This window comes from Nonomuraea terrae (assembly GCF_044465245.1).
GTDB classification, from domain to species: domain Bacteria; phylum Actinomycetota; class Actinomycetes; order Streptosporangiales; family Streptosporangiaceae; genus Nonomuraea; species Nonomuraea terrae.
The window spans coordinates 847,107-864,701 of the sequence record NZ_JBITLL010000002.1 but is presented as its reverse complement, the minus strand read 5'-3'; the positions used below and the strand labels follow the sequence as shown (position 1 = coordinate 864,701).

Genomic DNA, 17,595 nt, shown 5'->3' with positions numbered 1-17,595 from the left:
CGGGAGCGCCCGCGCGATCACCAGGGTGCCGTGGCCGCCTCCGGCTCCGACGTCCACGACCGGCCAAGGCGGCTCCGCGTAACGCCCCGGCCGGCGCAGGTGCCGGCGCCGTCCAGGCCGGGGGCGAGCATGACGTCCACGAACGCGGCGGAGCGCTCGTACGGGTCCGTCATGCGATCATCCCGCTCCACGTGATGAGGTTTTCACGCGCTCTCCTCCAGATTCAGTACGCGGGCGAAAGGATCGTCGTAACGGGCCCAGGCCGCGGCGCCCGGCAGGACGTCGCCCTGATCGATGAGGCAGGAGTCGAGCAGGGCGCAGATGCGGTCGCCGTCGATGTCAGGTCCGGTGAAGACCAGATGCTGGACGCGGTCGCCGATGACCGGGTTCCAGTCCATGGCGGCGGCGGCCCGGCGGGTCGGGGAGACGAGCTCCCAGGCGGCCTCGGGCAGCGCCGCCAGCCAGGGGCCGGCGTCCCGCACGGAGACCACTCCCGCCACGGCGTCCCACGCCAGCATGCGTTCGTGCCGGCTGGCCAGCCAGAACCGGCCGCGCGAGCGGACCGTGCTGGTGACGAGCTCCTCCATGACGTCGAACAGCCGGCCGGGGTGGAGCGGGCGCAGCCGGTGCCAGACGACCGTGGTGACTTCGCCGGTCTGCCTGCCGGCCGGGAGCTGGGCGGTGGCCGGGTCGACGCGTTCGGCGAGGCCCTGGACGTCCAGTACGGGGCCGGTGACGTCGGGGATGGCGACGATCGGCGTGTGCGGGGCCAGGTGGCCGAGCACGGCGGCCGACAGCTCGGCGTCGTCGGCGTCGCCCCCGTGCAGGGACAGGCTGGTGGCGTATTCGATCTGGCGGGCCAGCACCTCGGCCAGGTAACGCTGATCGCCGGGCGCCGCGGCCAGGCGGGCCTCGGTCAGCCGGTCGCCCCGGCAGATGTCCACGGGCAGGTGCTCCGCCCGCAGCGCCGTGTGCACGCACGTCAGGAGGAGCTCGTCGGCACTGGCCAGCGCCTCGGCCACCGGGCGCGGCTCGACCGAGTCCCAGAGGTCGATGATCAGCAGCGATGCCCGGGCGGCGTGCCGTACGAGCTGGGGGAGGAGATCCTCGCGGACGGTGCGGGTGACGCAGTCGTGTGTGCGGCGCACCTCGGCGCGGTCCAGGACGCCGGAGAAGTCGCGGACCACGCGCTCGACCTGGCCCGCGGCGATGGCGTGATGGATGGCGACAGCTTGTGGATGGCGGTGCAGCAGCCGATCGACCGCCTCGGCACGGGCACAGCCGTACAGGCCCCCGACGAGGGCGACGGGAATGGGCACAGGACCCTCCAACACCATGAAACGACTAGATATCAGGACATGTGGGGTCATCTACGGAGGGCATGGTCACCGCGGCGTGTTCATGTTGCTGGAGCGCGAGGCGTAGGGGAGCAGCGCCATCTCACGGGCGTTCTTGATGGCCTTGGCGACCAGGCGCTGCTGCTGGACGGTGACGCCGGTGACCCGGCGGCTGCGGATCTTGCCTCGGTCGGAGATGAACTTGCGCAGCAGCGCGGTGTCCTTGTAGTCGATGCGGTCCACATGCAGGAGGGGGTTGGGCTTCCTGCGCGGGGCACGGTGGGTCTTCATGCGTTCTCCTTGATGAGGATGGGGGCGAACGGGTCGTCGTAGCGGTTCCAGGCGTCCTGTCCGGCTCGTTCCTCCTCCTCGGTGAGGAGACAGGAGTCGAGCAGAGCGTGCAGGCGTTCGGTGTCGAGGTCGGGGCCGGTGAAGACCAGGTGCTGGACGCGGTCGCCGCGTTCGGGGTCCCAGTCGAGCGAGGCGGCCGTGCGGCGGGCGGGGGAGACCAGGTCCCAGGCGGCCCCGGGCAGCGCCGCCAGCCAGGGCCCGGCGTCCTCGACCGAGACGATGCCGGCGACGGCGTCCCAGGCGAGCAGTTGGTCGGGGCGGTTGGCCAGCCAGAAGCGGCCGCGTGAGCGTACGGACTCGATGACCAGCTCGTCCACGGCGTCGAACAGACGGGCGGGGTGCAGCGGGCGGCGGCTGCGCCAGACGGCGGTGACGATCTCGTCGGTCCGGGCGTCGCCGGGCAGCTGGGCGGTGGCGGGGTCCACGCGTTCGGCCAGCTCGTCGGCGCATATCCGGGCGCCGGTGACCGGTGGCAGGGCGCCGACGGTGTGGACCGGGGTGAAGGGGGCGAGGTGGGTGAGCACCGTGCGGGACAGCTCGTGGTCGTCCTCGTCGCCGCCGTGCAGCACCAAGGCGGTCGGGTACTCGAGCTGCCGGGCCAGGACCTCGGCCAGGTAGCGCTGGTCGCCGGCGGCCGCGGGCTTGCCGACCTCGCTGAGGCGTTCGCCGCGGGTGATGTCGTCGGGCATGGCCGCGGCGTCGAGCGCGCTGAGCACGGCCGTGAGGCGCAGGAACTCCTGGGCCTCGTCGCAGTCGACGGCCTCGGCCACCGAGCGGGGCTCCACGGAGTCCCAGAGGTCGGCGATCAGCAGCTCCGAGTCGTGGGCGAGCCTGATGAGCTCGGGGAGCAGGTCCTCGCGCACGGTGCAGGTCACGCAGCCGTGCGCGAGCCGCACCTCGGCGGTGCCGAGCACGCCCGTCCTGTCCCGGATGCTGCGCCGCACGAGCCCGTCGGTGATGTCGGCCAGGTCGTGGTGGACGGCGACCGCTCCCGGATGCTGCGCGAGCAGCCGCTCGACCGTTGCCGTACGGGCCGTGTGATGCAGGCCTGCGACGAGTACGACGGGGGTCGGCATGGGGGCCTCCTGTTGCAGCAATGAAAACCGTTGTCGTTATCATGGCATGAGTTCGCCCATGGGAAGGAACTGTTTTGGCCAGAAATGAGGTGCGACCCGTGATCAAGATCCGATCCACGGCCGGCACCGGCTACACCTACGTGACCAGGAAGAACCGCCGGAACACCCCGGACAGGCTCACCCTCCGCAAGTTCGACCCGACCATCCGCCAGCACGTCCTCTTCCGGGAGGAGCGATGAAGGAGGGCATCCACCCGGAGTATCGCCCGGTCGTCTTCCGCGACCCCGGCGCGGACTTCGCGTTCCTCACCCGGTCCACGATCACCAGCGACAAGACGATCGAGTGGACCGACGGCAACACCTACCCGGTGGTGGACGTCGACGTGTCCTCGGCGAGCCACCCCTTCTACACCGGCCGCAGCCGCGTCCTCGACACCGCGGGCCGGGTCGAACGGTTCAAGCAGCGCTACGGGAGGACCTGATGTCCGCGCACTGCCAGCTCACCGGCGTCAAGCCGGTCTTCGGCAACAACGTCTCCCACTCCCACCGCCGCACCCGCCGGCGCTGGAACCCCAACATCCAGCAGCGCCGCTACTGGCTGCCCAGCGAGGACCGCTACGTCCGGCTCACGGTCAGCGCTCGCGCGATCAAGACCATCGACAAGATCGGCGTCGAGGCTGCTGTCGCACGGATCCGCGCCAGAGGAGAGAAGATCTGATGGCCAAGAAAAGCAAGATCGCGGCCAACGAGCGACGTAAGACCGTCGTTCTGCGCTACGCCGAACGGCGCGCCCAGCTGAAGGAGATCATCCGCACCGGCACGCCGCAGGAACGGGACGCCGCCGTACGCGAGCTCTCCCGGCACCCGCGCGACGCCAGCGCCACCCGCGTACGCAACCGCGACTCCGTCGACGGCCGTCCGCGCGGGCACCTCACCAAGTTCGGCCTCTCGCGCGTGCGCTTCCGTGAGATGGCCCACCGGGGCGAGCTGCCCGGCATCACGAAAGCGAGCTGGTGACCGTGGCCGTCCCCAAGCGCAAGACCTCGCGCAGCAACACCCGGCACCGCCGCAGCCAGTGGAAGGCCGCCGCGCCCGACCTCGTCCCGATCACCGTGAACGGCCGGGAGCTGCTCGTGCCCCGGCGCCTCATCCGCGCCTACCAGCGCGGTCTGATCACCGTCGATTGAGATGAGCCGGCCACCGGGCCGCGTGTCGCGCATCAGCGGGCCAGGCGCCCGGTGGCCGCCACCCGTCGGCGGAGTTCAGGTCGCCCGCCGGCCTGACTTGCGGTTCTCAGCGAGCGGGAGTTCCCGTTCCGATGAGTGAGGTGGCGTCAAGGTCGTCCGGCTCGCGCTCGCCGAGGAGACGATGGAACGAATCGCTCCTCGCTGTCGATCCGCGACACCGCCTGCTTGCCGGCAGGCGGGCCTGGGAACCGGCGGGCAGGCGAGCTCGCCCTGGCGGCACGGGCACAACGCTTCGGCACGATCAACGGCCCGGCCGGCCGGTGCCGAGCTTCGGGTGCGGGCCGGCAGGGAGGCGACTCTCCCCGCTGACCGCCGCCGGCGGGGACAACCGCGCCCTGTGCGAGCTGGATCTGACCTCAGCTGACCCGCACCTGCTGCGCCGGGAGGCCACCCACGGTGGTCTCCGTCGATGTCGACCCGCTCACTCCGGCGGCCGCCGCGTCAGGTCGAACGGAAGCCGGCCGTCACGTCGTTGACCGGGAAACGCGCCGGTTGCCCGGTCAGAACCCGCACGGCTTCTTCGGCGGCGATGCGCCGCACCATGGTGACGGCCTGCTCGGAGTAGTACGCGGCATGGGGGGTGACGATCACGTTGGGCAGCCTGAGCAGCGGGTTGTGCGGGCGCCAGTCGCGTTGTTTGGCGGGCTCCTCCTCCAGGTCGTCCAGCGCCGCGCCGGCGATCCACCCTTCGGTGAGTGCCTCGTAGATCGCCGCGTCGTCCACGATCGGTCCGCGCGCGGTGTTGATGAGGATGGCGTCCGGCTTCATCCTGCGAAGCGTCGCACGGTCGAAGGTGTGGTGTGTCTGGGGGGTGAGCGGCGACTGGATCACCAGGTAGTCGGCACCTTCCACGAGCTCATCGAAGGACACCGGCCGCACCTGGCGGGATCGGATCTCGAACTCGTCGAGGAACGGATCGTGCGCCCAGACCTCGACCCCGAACGCCCTCGCGCGTTCGGCGATGAGCCGTGCGATGGAGCCGAACGACAGCAGCCCGAGCACCCGTTCCCTCAGCCGCCAGATCGGCTCTCCGCTCTGCCACCGCCATGTGCCCTGCCGGGTCGCCCGGTCGTATTGGCAGATCTTGCGGGCGGCGGCGAGCCAGAGCGCGACGGCATGATCGGCGACTTCCTCGGCGCACCACTCGTTCGGCGCGTTCGTGACCTGGATGCCTCGCCGGGTCGCGGCGTCGACGTCCACGATGTCCACGCCGGTGCCGTAGCGGGCGATCACCCGGCAACGGGTGAAGGCATCGATGGCGTGGGAACCGACCCGCGCGTACTGGGTCAGGACGCCATCGACGTCCCGCCCTTTCTCGATGACCTCGTCCTCGCTCTTGCACTGTGCGGCGAGGAGTTCGAATCCGGCGCCCTCGACGATCGCACGTTCGGTCTCCACATCGCCGAAGTCCGAGTCGGCGATCATGATCGTGCCTCTGGGGTCAGTGCGAGTCACGGGGAATCCCCTTGGTGTGTACGAGATCCTGGTAGGACACGGCGAGTTCGAGGCAGGCCCCGCTGTCCAGCTGCCCGACCGTGGAGCGGTAGATCTCCTGCCACGGTGTCTGGTTGTCGAATGTCGGCGATGTGTAGTGAGCCCACCGCTCGGCGATCTCCTCAGCTGACAGCAGCACGTCGACGCGCGCGTTGTCCATGTCGATACGGATGCGGTCGCCGGTGCGCAGGATGGCGAGATTGCCGCCGACCGCCGCCTCGGGGCTGGCGTTCAGAATGGACGGCGCGTCCGAGGTGCCGCTCTGCCGGCCGTCACCGAGCGTGGGCAGCACGGTGACGCCCAGCCGGACCAGCGCGGTAGGCACCTCCATGTTCACGACCTCCGCCGATCCCGGATAGCCGATCGGCCCGGTGTAGCGGATGACGAGGATGCAGTTCTCGTCTATGCCCAGCTCGGGATCTTGGATGCGGGCGTGGTAGTCCTCGGGCCCGTCGAAGACGATGGCGCGAAGGTCGAGCACCTGCGGTTCATCGGGATCCGGCAGGTAGCGCGCCCGGAAGTCGTCGGTGATGACCGAGGTCTTCATGACCGCGGAGTCGAACAGGTTCCCGGTCATGATGAGAAGTCCTCCCCGCGCGGCAACAGGCTCGTCGAGGGGACGGATGACCGCCGGGTCGACAGGGGCGAGATCCTCCAGGTTCACGGCCACGGTACGACCGGAGATCGTCAGGGCATCGCCGTGCAGGAGGCCCGCCGTCAACAACGACCGCATGACCGCGGGGACGCCGCCGGCGCGGTAGAAGTCCTCGCCGAGGAACTCGCCGGTAGGAGCGACGTTCACCTGCACCGGGATGTGGGCTCCGACCCGTTGCCAGTCCTGAATGGACAGTGCCACCCCGACGTGGCGCGCGATGGCGTTGATGTGGATGGGGACGTTGGTCGAGGCGGCGATCGCCGATGCGACGACGATCGCGTTCTCGAAAGCCTGCCGGGTCATGATCTTGCGCGGGGTAAGGTCCTCATGCACCATGGCCACCGCCCGCCGGCCTGTGTCGTAGGCCATCTGCGCCCGCTCGCGATAGGGCGCCGGGATCGCCGCGCAACCGGGCAGGGACATCCCCAAGGCCTCGGCGAGACTGTTCATCGACAGCGCGGTGCCCATCGTGTTGCAGTGCCCGATGCTGGGCGCGGAAGCTGCCACGCGCGCCATGAACTCGTCGTAGTCGATCTGCCCGCTGGCCAGCAGCCGCCTCGACTGCCAGATCACCAGGCCCGAGCCCGACGAACCGATCCGCTCGCCATGGTGGTAGCCGTTGAGCATCGGCCCTCCGGACAGGACGATCGCCGGCAGGTTCACCGTCGCCGCCGCGGTCAGACACGCGGGCGTGGTCTTGTCGCAGCCCGTCGTCAGGACCACCCCATCGAGCGGATACCCGTAGAGCACCTCCACCAGCCCGAGATAGGCGAGGTTGCGGTCCAGCGCCGCAGTGGGGCGCTTGCCCGTCTCCTGCAGCGGATGAACGGGGAACTCGAACGGGATGCCACCACCATCGCGGATCCCGTCCCTGACCCGATCGGCGAGGGCAAGGTGGTGCCGGTTACAGGGCACCAGGTCGCTACCCGTCTGGGCGATGCCGATGATCGGCCGGCCCGACTGGAGTTCCGCCGGGGTGAGGCCGTAGTTGAGGAAGCGCTCCAGATACAGAGCCGTCATCTCCGGATTGCCCGCGTTGTCCCACCAGGCCTGGCTGCGCAGGCTCCCCGCGGTGTGCTTCGTCGGTGGCATGAGGTGCTCCTTGCCGACCTACCAGGGCGTATGCCCCGACAAGCCCAGGGCTGCCGGCGCGGGAGACATCCTTGGGGCGCTGCCCACACCCGCTCCCGGCTCGCCGTCCGTTCGCTACGTTGATGCCCGGTTCGCGGGCGTGGCGGATGCTGCCGACCGTCGGGCTGCTCCTCGACCTCACCGACCGAGGTGCCACGCCCGTACCGCCTCCATCTACCGCCCCCAGGAAGATGTCTCTTCCAGAAGCGGCACGTACCCAGCGCTTATTCTCGATATCCACCTGACGTGCGGAAACAACAGCAAAGGCCGCCACCTCTGGCACGTGCGCCGCGGACCGCGTCGACCTGCGTCCGCGGCAGCGGATCACAGAATCGCCGAGGGACGCGGACGTGCCGCTCAGTCGTGCGGCGGCAGTGCGCCGATCTGGTGGTCGGCCACATTCAGCGACTCCTCGACCAGCCGGCGGAGGTGCCCATGGTGGAGGGAGTACACGACGTGGCGCCCGTCCCTGCGGGAGGCCACCAGGCCGGCGAGCCGGAGCTTGGCCAGATGCTGGCTGACCGAGGGACGAGGAGCGCCGATGGCCTCCGTCAGGGTGGAGACATCGGCCTCGCCGAGGCTCAACTGGTTCAGCAGGGCCAATCGCGTGCGATCGGCGAGGAGGGCGAGAACGGACGCGGCGACCTCGAACCGCTCGCCTCTCTGCTCGGAGGCCAGCGCATCCACATGAGCCGCGCGCATGTTCATGACCACATCGTAGAGCCGCCGCGCACGGATCGGTCGAGGGCGTCGCGGCTACCTGTGGACGACCAGGACGGCGTGGTGGTCGGTGCCTTCAGGTCCGTCGGGATCGGCGTGCACCGTGGCGGCCTGCAGACGCGGCAGGTCGTGGACGAGCCGGTGCTCGGCCTCCACCGATACGGCGTGCGCCTCGACCAGGGAGAGCTCGTGGCTCACCACGATGTCGATCTCGGCGCGAAGGGAGTGGCCGATCCAGCGCATGCGCAGCGAGCCGACCCGGCGCACCCCGGGGGTCCCGGCGACGATCCGCTCGGCCTTGGCGATCAGCGCGGGGTCTACGGCGTCCATCAGCCGGTGGTAGACCTCGCGGGCGGCGTCACGCAGTACGTAGAGGATCGCGACGGTGATGAGCAGGCCGATGATCGGGTCGGCGTCCGGCCAGCCGGCCCATACTCCCGCCGCTCCGAGCAGCACGGCCAGTGACGTGAAGCCGTCGGTGCGGGCGTGCAGGCCGTCGGCGACGAGGGCCGCAGAGCCGATCTCGCGGCCGACCCTGATCCGGTAGCGGGCCACCAGTTCGTTGCCGAGGAAGCCGATCACTCCCGCGGCGGCGACCCAGCCGAGCGCCTCCACATCCTGGGGGCTGATCAGCCGCTTGACGGCCTCGTACCCGGCCAGGCCCGCCGAGGCGGCGATGATCAGCACGATGATGACGCCGGCCAGGTCCTCGGCTCTTCCGTACCCGTAGGTGAACCTGCGCGACGCCATCCGCCGGCCCACCGTGAAGGCGATCGCCAACGGCACCGCGGTCAGAGCGTCGGCGAAGTTGTGCAGGGTGTCGCCGAGCAGGGCCACCGAGCCCGACATCATGAAGATCACTACTTGGGCGAGAGCGGTGACGGTGAGTACGGCGAAGGAGATGGCCAGGGTGCGCATGCCGCGGCGACTGGTCTCCAGCGCCTGATCGGTCCTGGTCGCCGCGTCGTGACTGTGTGGCGTCACCACATGGCGGAGCCGTTCCCCAAGGGTGCGGCTGGGGGATGGGTGGCCGTGGCCGTGGTCTCGCCCGTGGGGCGGTTCTGGGCGTCTGCGCGCGTTCATCTGCTGCTCCTCGTCCTGTCTCGGCGGAGAACGGGGCGCTCCAGGGTCATACCCGCCATATGTATCCATATGCGCACGCAAGCACATGTCAGGTGCGTCAACCATGCAGCAGCACAACGGTGGACAACCGGCCGGAGCGCAGGTGGAGGTGGCGGTCAGGGCGTTCCGCATGCTCTCCGGCGCCACCAGGCTGCGCCTGTTGTGGGCTTTGGCCCACGGCGACTACGACGTGGGCAACGCGCCACCGAGACGCTCGCCCCGCACGCCCCCGCCGGCATCCGGCCGGCCAGTAGCCCGGCCGGCGACGTGGCCAGGCCCGTGAACACCATGGACGCGGCCGACCCGGCCAGGGGCGGCAGCACCAGCGGCCGACGCCCGTACCGATCGGACAGCGGCCCACCACGGGCGCGGCGACGAGCTGCATTCGAGGTTGCAGCAACCTCTGACTCCACAGTCACGACCATGTCATCCGAGTACGGCGGAACACTTCACCTCGGTGAGTCGCCGCCCTCGGCTCACCGCGAAGCCGGGCGGGAGGGGGAAAGCACCCAGGCCGGCCGCTCTTGGGTGCTGCCGTACGGTGTCCGGCACCCCTCGCAGTACACCGAGTAACCCGGAACTCACGGAGCCAGTTCGAAGACCCGGTTGGTCTCGGTGGCCAACGCAACCCGGGCGTCGCCGAAGCCTGCCTCCTCGGCCACTTGGAGGATGCGTGCGGGTCCCGCCTGGGCGCCGAGCCCGTACGCGGGCGGACCGGCCAACCCGCTGGGCAGGCAGACGAACGTCGAGGCGCCGGCCAGCAGTCGTCCCAGCGGGTTGCCGACGGTTTCTTCGACCGTGTCCCAGCTCATCGGTTCGACCAGCATGACCCGGCCGCCAGGCGTCAACGCGGGGCGCGCGGCCCGCAGCGCCGCGACTGGGTCCGGCATATCGTGCAGACAGTCGAAGAAGGCGATGAGGTCGTAGGTCCCGTGGAGGTCGGTGGCCCCCTCGGCCCGGAACGTGACGCGGTCGGCCACCCGGGCCCCGGCAGCCCGTTCGCGTGCCCTGGCGATCGACCGATCGTGGGAGTCGAGCCCGACGAACGTCGAGTTCGGGTAGGCCTTCGCCATGATGATCGTCGATGTGCCGAACCCGCAGCCGACGTCGGCGACTCGGGCCCCCTCGTCGAGCCGCTCCTCGATCCCGGACAGCGACGGAATCCACGAGCTGGTCAGGTTCGCCAGATAACTGGGGCGGAAGAACCGCTCCGTTCCCTCGAACATGTCGTCGTGCTGTTCATGCCAGGAGATGCCCTCGCCGGTGCGGAACACCTCGGTGATCCGGTCCACCATGCGGGTGGCCGCGGTGAGGTTCTGGAACACCCCCGCGACATACCCGGGGCTGTCGCTGTTGGTGAACGCCTCCGCCTGCTCCGGGGACAGCCGATAGCGGGCGGTGCGCTTGGCCTCGGGGCCGGGATCGCCGCCGCCCGCGTAAGTGACATAGCCTGCGGCGGCCATCGCCAGCAGCCACTCCCGGAGATAACGCTCGGCCAGACCGGTCCGTCCCGCCAGTTGCTCGGCGGTGACTGGCCCGTCGGCGGCGGCGAGCGCGGAGAACACTCCGAGCCGGTCGCCGACCAGCGCCAGGGGAAACGCCACCGCCGCCCCGGCGTCCGTGATGATCCGCTCGATCAGTTCCGCCAACCGAGCCTGATCGACCGACGTGGTTTCCTGCATCTCGGTCACGCTCCCTGTCCGACACGCCATGCGGCGCGACCCGCGATGCCGCCTCCACCTGGTCGTGTCGATTCAGACGCTAGACCCAAAAGGGTCGAATCAGCCCGCCGCATTCCTCAAAGCGCACGCAAATCCATGCAGACGGTCACGTCAGCCCGGCCGGCGGCTCGCTGCCCTTCTCCCGTACTCGGTCTCCCCTGGCGTGGTCATCGGCTACCACAAGAACCAGTTCACCCACCGCAAGCTGGGCGAGCAGGGTGTGGAGGTCATCGAGATCGAAGGCTTCGAGCTCGGCAAGGGCCGTGGCGGCACCCACTGCATGACCTCGGGACACATTCGGAGGCGCCCGCTGATCATCGCGCTTGGGTGTGGCCAAGCCGCGTCCGGGCGGTGGGCCGGCCGGGATGTCTCTCAGTGCCGTGCCGACCTTACGAATCGGCAGGTCGGCAGGACCCTGATGGCCTGGAGAAGGTTCGTGCGGGTTGCATCTGCGAGTAGTTGGCAGATGAACCGTTGTCGCGTGCGTACATAAATACATATAGTCGGCATTCTGCGACTTATGTGGAAAGGGGCGACATGTCCAACCGGCAGGGGTCGACCCAGGATGGCCATGGCCATGGCCACGGGCACGGGCACAGGCACGGGCGCGAGGCGGTGGGTGGGGCCGCTCGGCTGCGCGGTCTGCTTGCGCGTGTGGGACATGCCTTCACCCCGCACAGCCACGACAGCGCCGACAAGACGGACGCGGCGCTGGAGTCGAGCAGCCGCGGCATGCGGGTCCTCGCGCTCTCCTTCGCGATGTTGATGGTGACCGCGCTCGCCCAGGCGGTCATCGTGGCGTTCTCGGGATCGGTGGCCCTGCTGGGTGACACCTTGCACAATTTCGCGGACGCCCTGACGGCGGTGCCGCTGGCCATCGCGTTCTGGGTCGGCAGGCGGGCGGCGACGCGGCGGTTCACCTACGGCTACGGCCGGGCCGAGGACCTGGCCGGGATCGTGATCGTGGTCATCATCGCCGCGTCGGCCGCCCTGGCCGGGTACGAGGCCGCCAAGCGACTGATCGACCCGCAGGACGTGCGCGCTCTGTGGTGGGTCGCGGCGGCGGGCGTGATCGGGTTCGTCGGCAACGAGTGGGTGGCCCGCTACCGGATCAGGGTCGGGCGCGAGATCGGCTCGGCCGCACTGGTCGCCGACGGCCTGCATGCCCGTACCGACGGCTTCACCTCGCTGGCCGTGCTGCTCGGCGCCGGAGGCGCGGCGCTGGGCTTCCCGATCGCCGACCCCGTCATCGGCCTGCTCATCACCGTGGCCATCTGCTTCGTCCTTCGGGACGCGGCGCGCGAGATCTACCACCGCCTGATGGACGCCGTCGACCCGGCTCTCGTGGACCAGGCCGAGCACATCCTGCGCGGCGCCCCTGGCGTCCAGGACGTGGGCGCGGTCCGGCTGCGCTGGGTCGGCCACGCCCTGCACGCCGAGGTCGACATCGTGGTCAGCCAAGACGAGACGCTGGTCGGCGCGCACGCGATCGCGGTGGAGGCCGAGCACCGGCTCATCCATGACCTGCCCCGCCTGCGCGCCGCCACCGTGCACACCGATCCGGGGGGCGTCGAAGGCGTGGATCACCACGCCGTCCTGGCGACGCACCGCTAGTCCGCCGTACGGCCATCCCTCTCGCGGCTGCCTGTCGTCGCATCGCGAGGGCGGCGGCCACGCCCGCCAGGGCGACAAAGCGCTGAGGCGCCGGCCGGTCACCAGATCGGTGGCCGGCGGCGGGCGCCGTGAGGCACGAACCGCTCCTCCGCTCCGACCGGCAACAGCATCCCCACTGCCACGTGTACCGCTGCCGCGATGGCCCCCCGAGCGTCACCGGCCCGACAGAACAGCCGGCGCCGCGGGCGTCGTCGCCGTCCTGCGCGCGTTGGGCTGCGAGGACCCGTTCTCACGGGAGTTTTCAGGTGGATTATGTGGCGTTTTGGGCTGAGTTTTATGAAGATGGAACGATGGAGCGTGTGCCGCAGGATGACGGTGCGGCCGAAGCTCGGAAAGTCGTGACCGGGAAAGCTCGGCGGTTGGGCATCGTGGGCGGCGCACTCGTCGTGGTGGCGGTGCTGGCGTACTGGCTGGGAAGCAGCGGGGGGAACGGCGAAGCGGCCGCGCCCGGGCCGAGCGCGACGCCGACGCCCAGCGCGGCGCTCACAACGGCCGAGGTCTTCGAGAAGGTCGGGCCGTCGGTGGTGGTCATCCAGGCCGGGAAGTCGCTCGGAACCGGGGTGATCGCGGCCGAGGACGGGACGATTCTGACGGCGAACCACGTCATCGAGGACTCCGAAGACGTCACCCTGACGTTCGCCGACGGCACCAAGGCCAAGGCCGTTGTCGTGTCGTCGGATCCCGAGCGCGACGTGGCGACCCTCCAACCCGCGGAGCTGCCGGAGATCGTCGTCCCGGCGACGCTCGGCGGTGGCGTGGCCGTGGGCGCGCCCGTCGTGGCGATCGGCAATCCGCTGGGCCTGACCTACAGCGTCTCCACCGGTGTCGTGTCGGGCCTGAACCGGAGCGCCGAGAACGGCGACCTGAGCGGGCTCATCCAGTTCGACGCCTCCGTCAACCCCGGCAGCTCCGGCGGCCCTCTCCTGGACGCTCGCGGCCTGGTCATCGGGATCGTCGTCTCGATCGCCGACCCGGGAGGCGACGAGGCGTTCGCCGGCATCGCGTTCGCGGTGCCGATCGGCGCGGCGCTGGGCGGCGGCGAAGGCGACGGCCCGCCGGGCGACGGGCCCGAGATCTGACCCAGAGCGTCACGAGAAGGGACACCATGACCTCGACCAAGCCCCCCGAGCCGGCCCATCCGCTCGAACATGTGCTGTTCGAGGTCAAACGCACGATCGTCGGCCAGGACGTCCTGCTGGAGCGCATGGCCGTCGCGCTGATCGCCGACGGCCACCTGCTCGTCGAAGGTGTGCCGGGCCTGGCCAAGACGCTCGCGGTGAAATCGCTGGCCGCCGCGATCGCCGGGAGTTTCCAGCGCGTCCAGTTCACCCCCGACCTGGTGCCCGCCGACCTCGTGGGCACGCGGGTCTACCACCAGCACTCCGGGGAGTTCAAGACCGAGCTCGGCCCGGTGTTCGCGAACCTGCTGCTGGCCGACGAGATCAACCGCGCCCCCGCCAAGGTGCAGAGCGCCCTGCTGGAAGTGATGCAGGAGCATCAGGTGACGATCGGCCGTGAGACGTTCCGGGTGCCCGAGCCGTTCCTGGTCATGGCGACGGAGAACCCGATCGAGTCGGAGGGCACCTACCCGCTGCCCGAGGCGCAGGTCGACCGGTTCATGATGAAGGTGATCGTCGACTATCCGACACAGGCCGAAGAGCAGGCGATCGTCGGACGGGCGTTGCGTCCGCCCGAGCCGCCACAGCCGATGGTGACGGCCGAGGACCTGATCGCGATGCGGGCCCGCGCCCAGCAGGTCTACGTCGATCCGGCGATCGTCGACTACGCGGTACGGCTGGTCTCCGTGACGCGTTCCCCCGCGACGGCCGGGCTCGGCGAGCTGGAACCGTACGTCACCCACGGGGCGAGCCCGCGGGCGTCCATCGCGCTCGTCACGGGCGCCCGGGCGCTGGCGTTCCTGCGCGGCCGCGACTACGTCCTGCCGCACGACCTGTCCGAGCTCGCGCTCGACGTGCTGCGCCACCGCCTCGTGCTGTCCTACGAGGCCCTCGCGGACGACGTCGACGCCGACACGATCATCACCAGGGTGCTCGGGGCCGTCCGGACGCCCGACGTCGTCCTGCAGAACCGCTGAGCCATGGCCACCGCTCCCGAGAGACTCCTGCTCCGCCTGGAGTGGAAGGTCGTCCGCAGGCTCGACGGCCGGCTCCAGGGCGCCCACCGCACCGCGTACCGCGGCTCCGGGATCGACTTCACCGGGTTGCGCCCCTACAACGACGGCGACGACGCCCGGCACATCGACTGGAACGTGACCGCGCGGCTGGACGAGCCGCACCTGCGCGTGTTCACCGAGGATCGCGAGCTGACGGTGTGGCTCGTGCTCGACCGGTCGGCGTCGATGGCGGCCGGCCGGCCGGGACGCGGCAAGCACGACGTGCTCGCCGAGCTCGCGCTCGTCCTCGCCCGGCTGTTCGGCCGGGGCGGCAACCGCGTCGGCGCCCTGCTCTTCGACACCGGGATGCTGCGCGTCGTGCCGCCCGGCACCACCCGGCGGCACGCGCTGCGGATCGGCGCCGAGCTGGAACGCACCGCCGGGGCGCGTGGCGGCGCCACCACCGACCTGGCGGAGATGCTCGACGCGGCCGGACGGCTCGCGCGCCGCCGCGCACTCGTCGTCGTGCTGTCGGACTTCATCGGCGACGGCGACTGGGAGCGTTCCCTCCAGCGCCTGGCCCGGCGGCACGAGGTGGTCGCCCTGCGGATCGTGGACACCGCCGACGACGTGCTGCCCGAAGCCGGGCTGATCGTGGTAGAGGATGCCGAGACCGGCGAGCAGCTCGTCGTCGACTCCGCCGACCCGCTGTTGCGGGTCCGCTTCCGTGCCGCCGTCGATGCCCGCGACGCCCGGCTCGCGGCGGGCATGCGCCGGGCAGGGGTGCCCGTCCACCGCGTCGACACCGACCGCGATCTGGCCGAGGCGCTCGTCGAGGTCGTCGCCCGGAACCGGGGCCGGTCGTCATGACCGGGGTCGCCGGAGGAGGCTCATGACCCTGTCCTCCCCGCTGCTGCTGGCCGTCGGACTGCTCGTCACGGCGGCGCTCGCCTGGGCGGCCGTCGTCTCGGCCCGCCGGCGGACGGCCGCGCTCGCCGCGGCCGGCGTCGCCGTGACGGGCGGACGACGGGCGTACCTCGGAACCGGCCTGACGATCGCCGGCGTCGGGGTGCTCGCGATCGCCACCGCGGGACCGGCGGCCATGGTGCCGGTCCCGCGGACCGCGGGCACCGTCATCCTCGCCATCGACGTCTCCAACAGCATGGGCGCCGACGACGTCGCGCCCACCCGGCTGGCGGCCGCGCAGCGGGCGGCCCGCGCGTTCGTGGCGGCGCAGCCCGGCAGCGTCGACATCGGAGTCGTCGCGTTCGAACGGGGCGCGCTCACCACCGCACGGCCGGACGCCGACCACTCCATCGCGCTCAAGGCCATCGACCGGCTGAAGCTCACCGGCGGCACCTCGCTGGGGACGGCCATCATGGCGTCACTGTCGGCGATCACCGGCAAGCAGGTGGCCCTCGGCCGCGACGGCACCGCGCCCGACATCGGCTACTGGCCGTCGGCGACGATCGTGATGTTCTCCGACGGGCAGAACCAGGGCCCGGACGTCGAACGCGCCGCCACCGTCGCCCAGGAGGCGGGCGTCCACATCCACACCGTCGGGGTCGGCACCACGGCGGGGGCGACGGTGAAGGTCGACGGTTACCACCTGCAGACCTCGCTCGAGGAGGACACCCTCACCTTGATCGCGCGGACCACCGGCGGCGCCTACCATCCCGCCTCCGACGCCGCGCGGCTCGACGGGATCGCCGACACCATCGACCTGCGGCTCACCGTCTCCGACGAGCCGCTGCCCCTCGCCGGCGGGCTGATCGGGCTCGCCCTCGCGCTGCTCACCGGGGGAGCGGCGCTCACCGTGCTCCGGTCTGGACGGGTGATCTGAATGTCGTTCGCATGGCCGTGGTCGCTGCTGTCCGTCCTCGTCATCCCGCTGATCCTCGCCATCCGCTGGTGGGCGCTGCGCCGCCGCAGGCGGGCCGCCGTCCGTGTCACCTCGATGGCGCTCGTACGAAGCGCCCTGCCCGGCCGTACGCGCTGGACGCGGAAGATCCCCCCGGCACTGCTCATCACCGGACTCGCGCTGCTCGCGGTCGGGGCCGCGCGGCCGCAGGCGTCGGTGCCGGTGCCGCAGACCTCGGCGACGATCCTGCTCGCGCTCGACACCTCCGGCTCGATGTGCTCCACGGACGTCGACCCCAACCGCATCACCGCCGCGAAGAAGGCCGCCGCGGAGTTCATCGAGTCGCAGCGGGGCGGGCCGCGCATCGGCCTGGTCACCTTCGCGGGCACCGCGGGTCTGCTCGTCCCTCCCACCGACGACACCGAGTCACTGATCGAGGCGCTGGACGGCCTCACCGTGGCCCGCGGCACCGCGATCGGGCAGGCCATGCTCACCTCGATCGACGCGATCGCGGAGGTCGACCCGTCGGTCGCCCCCACCGGGGCGAACCCCGGCGGCCGTGGCGAAGGCTACGCCGGCGCCGCGATCGTCGTGCTGACCGACGGCGCCAACACCCAGGGCGTCGACCCGCAGACCGCCGCCCAGGAGGCGGCCCTGCGCCGCGTCCGCGTCTTCACCATCGGCTTCGGCACCACGAACCCGGCCCCGATGGTCTGCGACAACTCCCAGTTCGACGGCCGCGGCTTCGGCGGCTGGGGCGGCCGCGGCAGATTCGACAGCGGCCGCAACGTTCGCCTGATCGACGAGCCCGCACTCAAACAGATAGCCCAGACCACCGGCGGCTCCTACCACCGCGCCGAGAACGCCGACCAGCTGCAAAGCGCCCTCGACGCCCTGCCCGGCAGCTTCACCGTCGTCCACCGACGGGTCGACACCGCCGCCGCCTTCGCCGCCGGCGGCGCCATCCTCATCACCGCGGCCCTGGCCCTCTCCCTCTGGTGGAACCGCCCCCGGACCCCGACCCGCTGACAGCCCCTGCAGCCGGAACGCCGCAGCGTTCCCGGCCGGTTCCGCTTGCTGGGACGGACGAAGGT

The 17,595-nt window shown here is 70.9% G+C and carries 23 protein-coding genes; 13 read left to right on the top strand and 10 right to left on the bottom strand.

Annotated features, from left to right (window positions below):
• Window positions 1-17: 17 nt before the first annotated feature.
• From ACIBP6_RS10460 to ACIBP6_RS10445, 4 genes are all read right to left on the bottom strand, one after another.
• Window positions 18-173: a hypothetical protein gene (locus ACIBP6_RS10460; RefSeq protein ID WP_397050805.1), complete on the bottom strand. Its 156-nt coding sequence runs from the start codon at window positions 171-173 to the stop codon at window positions 18-20.
• Between the two features lie 30 nt (window positions 174-203).
• Entirely contained in the window at window positions 204-1,319 is a 1,116-nt protein-coding gene (locus tag ACIBP6_RS10455) for a GTP-binding protein (protein WP_397050803.1), read from the bottom strand.
• 66 nt (window positions 1,320-1,385) lie between these two features.
• Window positions 1,386-1,628: a 30S ribosomal protein S18 gene (gene rpsR, locus ACIBP6_RS10450; protein WP_397050801.1), complete on the bottom strand. Its 243-nt coding sequence runs from the start codon at window positions 1,626-1,628 to the stop codon at window positions 1,386-1,388.
• Window positions 1,625-2,764 (bottom strand): CobW family GTP-binding protein, encoded by a 1,140-nt coding sequence (locus ACIBP6_RS10445; protein WP_397050799.1) that lies wholly within the window; start codon window positions 2,762-2,764, stop codon window positions 1,625-1,627. The genes rpsR and ACIBP6_RS10445 overlap by 4 nt, the downstream gene beginning before the upstream one ends.
• A gap of 74 nt (window positions 2,765-2,838) precedes the next feature.
• On the opposite strand from ACIBP6_RS10445, the gene rpmG reads away from it, so the two are divergent.
• The 5 genes from rpmG to rpmF are packed head-to-tail and all read left to right on the top strand — an operon-like array spanning window position 2,839 to window position 3,950.
• Window positions 2,839-3,003: a 50S ribosomal protein L33 gene (gene rpmG / locus ACIBP6_RS10440; RefSeq protein ID WP_132611734.1), complete on the top strand. Its 165-nt coding sequence runs from the start codon at window positions 2,839-2,841 to the stop codon at window positions 3,001-3,003.
• Entirely contained in the window at window positions 3,000-3,245 is a 246-nt protein-coding gene (locus ACIBP6_RS10435) for a type B 50S ribosomal protein L31 (protein ID WP_397050796.1), read from the top strand. Before rpmG ends, ACIBP6_RS10435 begins: the two co-directional genes overlap by 4 nt.
• On the top strand, window positions 3,245-3,481 hold the full coding sequence (gene rpmB / locus ACIBP6_RS10430; RefSeq protein WP_132611730.1) for a 50S ribosomal protein L28: 237 nt from the start codon (window positions 3,245-3,247) through the stop codon (window positions 3,479-3,481). The genes ACIBP6_RS10435 and rpmB overlap by 1 nt, the downstream gene beginning before the upstream one ends.
• On the top strand, window positions 3,481-3,780 hold the full coding sequence (gene rpsN, locus ACIBP6_RS10425; RefSeq protein WP_397050794.1) for a 30S ribosomal protein S14: 300 nt from the start codon (window positions 3,481-3,483) through the stop codon (window positions 3,778-3,780). The genes rpmB and rpsN overlap by 1 nt, the downstream gene beginning before the upstream one ends.
• Before the next feature lie 2 nt (window positions 3,781-3,782).
• Window positions 3,783-3,950, top strand: coding sequence for a 50S ribosomal protein L32 (gene rpmF, locus ACIBP6_RS10420; protein ID WP_132611726.1), 168 nt, complete (start codon window positions 3,783-3,785; stop codon window positions 3,948-3,950).
• Between the two features lie 501 nt (window positions 3,951-4,451).
• On the opposite strand, the gene ACIBP6_RS10415 is transcribed toward rpmF, so the two are convergent.
• The 4 genes from ACIBP6_RS10415 to ACIBP6_RS10400 all read right to left on the bottom strand — a co-directional run bounded on the left by ACIBP6_RS10415 (window position 4,452) and on the right by ACIBP6_RS10400 (window position 8,997).
• Window positions 4,452-5,465 (bottom strand): C-terminal binding protein, encoded by a 1,014-nt coding sequence (locus ACIBP6_RS10415; RefSeq protein ID WP_397050791.1) that lies wholly within the window; start codon window positions 5,463-5,465, stop codon window positions 4,452-4,454.
• On the bottom strand, window positions 5,452-7,251 hold the full coding sequence (locus ACIBP6_RS10410) for an IlvD/Edd family dehydratase (protein WP_397050789.1): 1,800 nt from the start codon (window positions 7,249-7,251) through the stop codon (window positions 5,452-5,454). The genes ACIBP6_RS10415 and ACIBP6_RS10410 overlap by 14 nt, the downstream gene beginning before the upstream one ends.
• 396 nt (window positions 7,252-7,647) lie before the next feature.
• Window positions 7,648-7,998 carry an ArsR/SmtB family transcription factor gene (locus ACIBP6_RS10405; RefSeq protein WP_397050787.1) on the bottom strand — a complete coding sequence of 117 codons (351 nt, stop codon included), beginning with the start codon at window positions 7,996-7,998 and terminating at the stop codon, window positions 7,648-7,650.
• Between the two features lie 48 nt (window positions 7,999-8,046).
• Window positions 8,047-8,997: a cation diffusion facilitator family transporter gene (locus ACIBP6_RS10400; RefSeq protein ID WP_397050785.1), complete on the bottom strand. Its 951-nt coding sequence runs from the start codon at window positions 8,995-8,997 to the stop codon at window positions 8,047-8,049.
• 199 nt (window positions 8,998-9,196) lie between these two features.
• Between ACIBP6_RS10400 and ACIBP6_RS10395 the strand changes: the two genes are divergently transcribed.
• Complete coding sequence (locus ACIBP6_RS10395; RefSeq protein ID WP_397050784.1) at window positions 9,197-9,415, top strand: hypothetical protein; 219 nt, start codon at window positions 9,197-9,199, stop codon at window positions 9,413-9,415.
• Window positions 9,416-9,713: 298 nt separating this feature from the next.
• On the opposite strand, the gene ACIBP6_RS10390 is transcribed toward ACIBP6_RS10395, so the two are convergent.
• Both ACIBP6_RS10390 and ACIBP6_RS10385 read right to left on the bottom strand, forming a co-directional pair.
• On the bottom strand, window positions 9,714-10,814 hold the full coding sequence (locus tag ACIBP6_RS10390; protein ID WP_397051503.1) for a class I SAM-dependent methyltransferase: 1,101 nt from the start codon (window positions 10,812-10,814) through the stop codon (window positions 9,714-9,716).
• A gap of 145 nt (window positions 10,815-10,959) precedes the next feature.
• Window positions 10,960-11,130, bottom strand: coding sequence for a hypothetical protein (locus ACIBP6_RS10385; protein ID WP_397051533.1), 171 nt, complete (start codon window positions 11,128-11,130; stop codon window positions 10,960-10,962).
• Here ACIBP6_RS10385 and ACIBP6_RS10380 point away from each other — a divergent pair.
• The 7 genes from ACIBP6_RS10380 (at window position 11,059) to ACIBP6_RS10350 (ending at window position 17,530) form a co-directional block, all read left to right on the top strand.
• Window positions 11,059-11,346, top strand: coding sequence for an arginine deiminase family protein (locus tag ACIBP6_RS10380; RefSeq protein ID WP_397051501.1), 288 nt, complete (start codon window positions 11,059-11,061; stop codon window positions 11,344-11,346). The two genes, ACIBP6_RS10385 and ACIBP6_RS10380, sit on opposite strands and share 72 nt — an antisense overlap.
• Before the next feature lie 161 nt (window positions 11,347-11,507).
• Window positions 11,508-12,467, top strand: a complete 960-nt coding sequence (locus tag ACIBP6_RS10375) for a cation diffusion facilitator family transporter (protein WP_397050782.1) — start codon at window positions 11,508-11,510, stop codon at window positions 12,465-12,467.
• A 398-nt stretch (window positions 12,468-12,865) separates the two neighbouring features.
• Window positions 12,866-13,606: a S1C family serine protease gene (locus ACIBP6_RS10370; RefSeq protein WP_397050780.1), complete on the top strand. Its 741-nt coding sequence runs from the start codon at window positions 12,866-12,868 to the stop codon at window positions 13,604-13,606.
• 26 nt (window positions 13,607-13,632) lie between these two features.
• Window positions 13,633-14,622: an AAA family ATPase gene (locus tag ACIBP6_RS10365; RefSeq protein ID WP_397050778.1), complete on the top strand. Its 990-nt coding sequence runs from the start codon at window positions 13,633-13,635 to the stop codon at window positions 14,620-14,622.
• 3 nt (window positions 14,623-14,625) lie between these two features.
• Complete coding sequence (locus tag ACIBP6_RS10360) at window positions 14,626-15,510, top strand: DUF58 domain-containing protein (protein WP_397050776.1); 885 nt, start codon at window positions 14,626-14,628, stop codon at window positions 15,508-15,510.
• A 22-nt stretch (window positions 15,511-15,532) separates the two neighbouring features.
• Entirely contained in the window at window positions 15,533-16,483 is a 951-nt protein-coding gene (locus tag ACIBP6_RS10355; RefSeq protein WP_397050774.1) for a VWA domain-containing protein, read from the top strand.
• Entirely contained in the window at window positions 16,484-17,530 is a 1,047-nt protein-coding gene (locus tag ACIBP6_RS10350) for a VWA domain-containing protein (protein WP_397050772.1), read from the top strand.
• Window positions 17,531-17,595 lie beyond the last annotated feature (65 nt).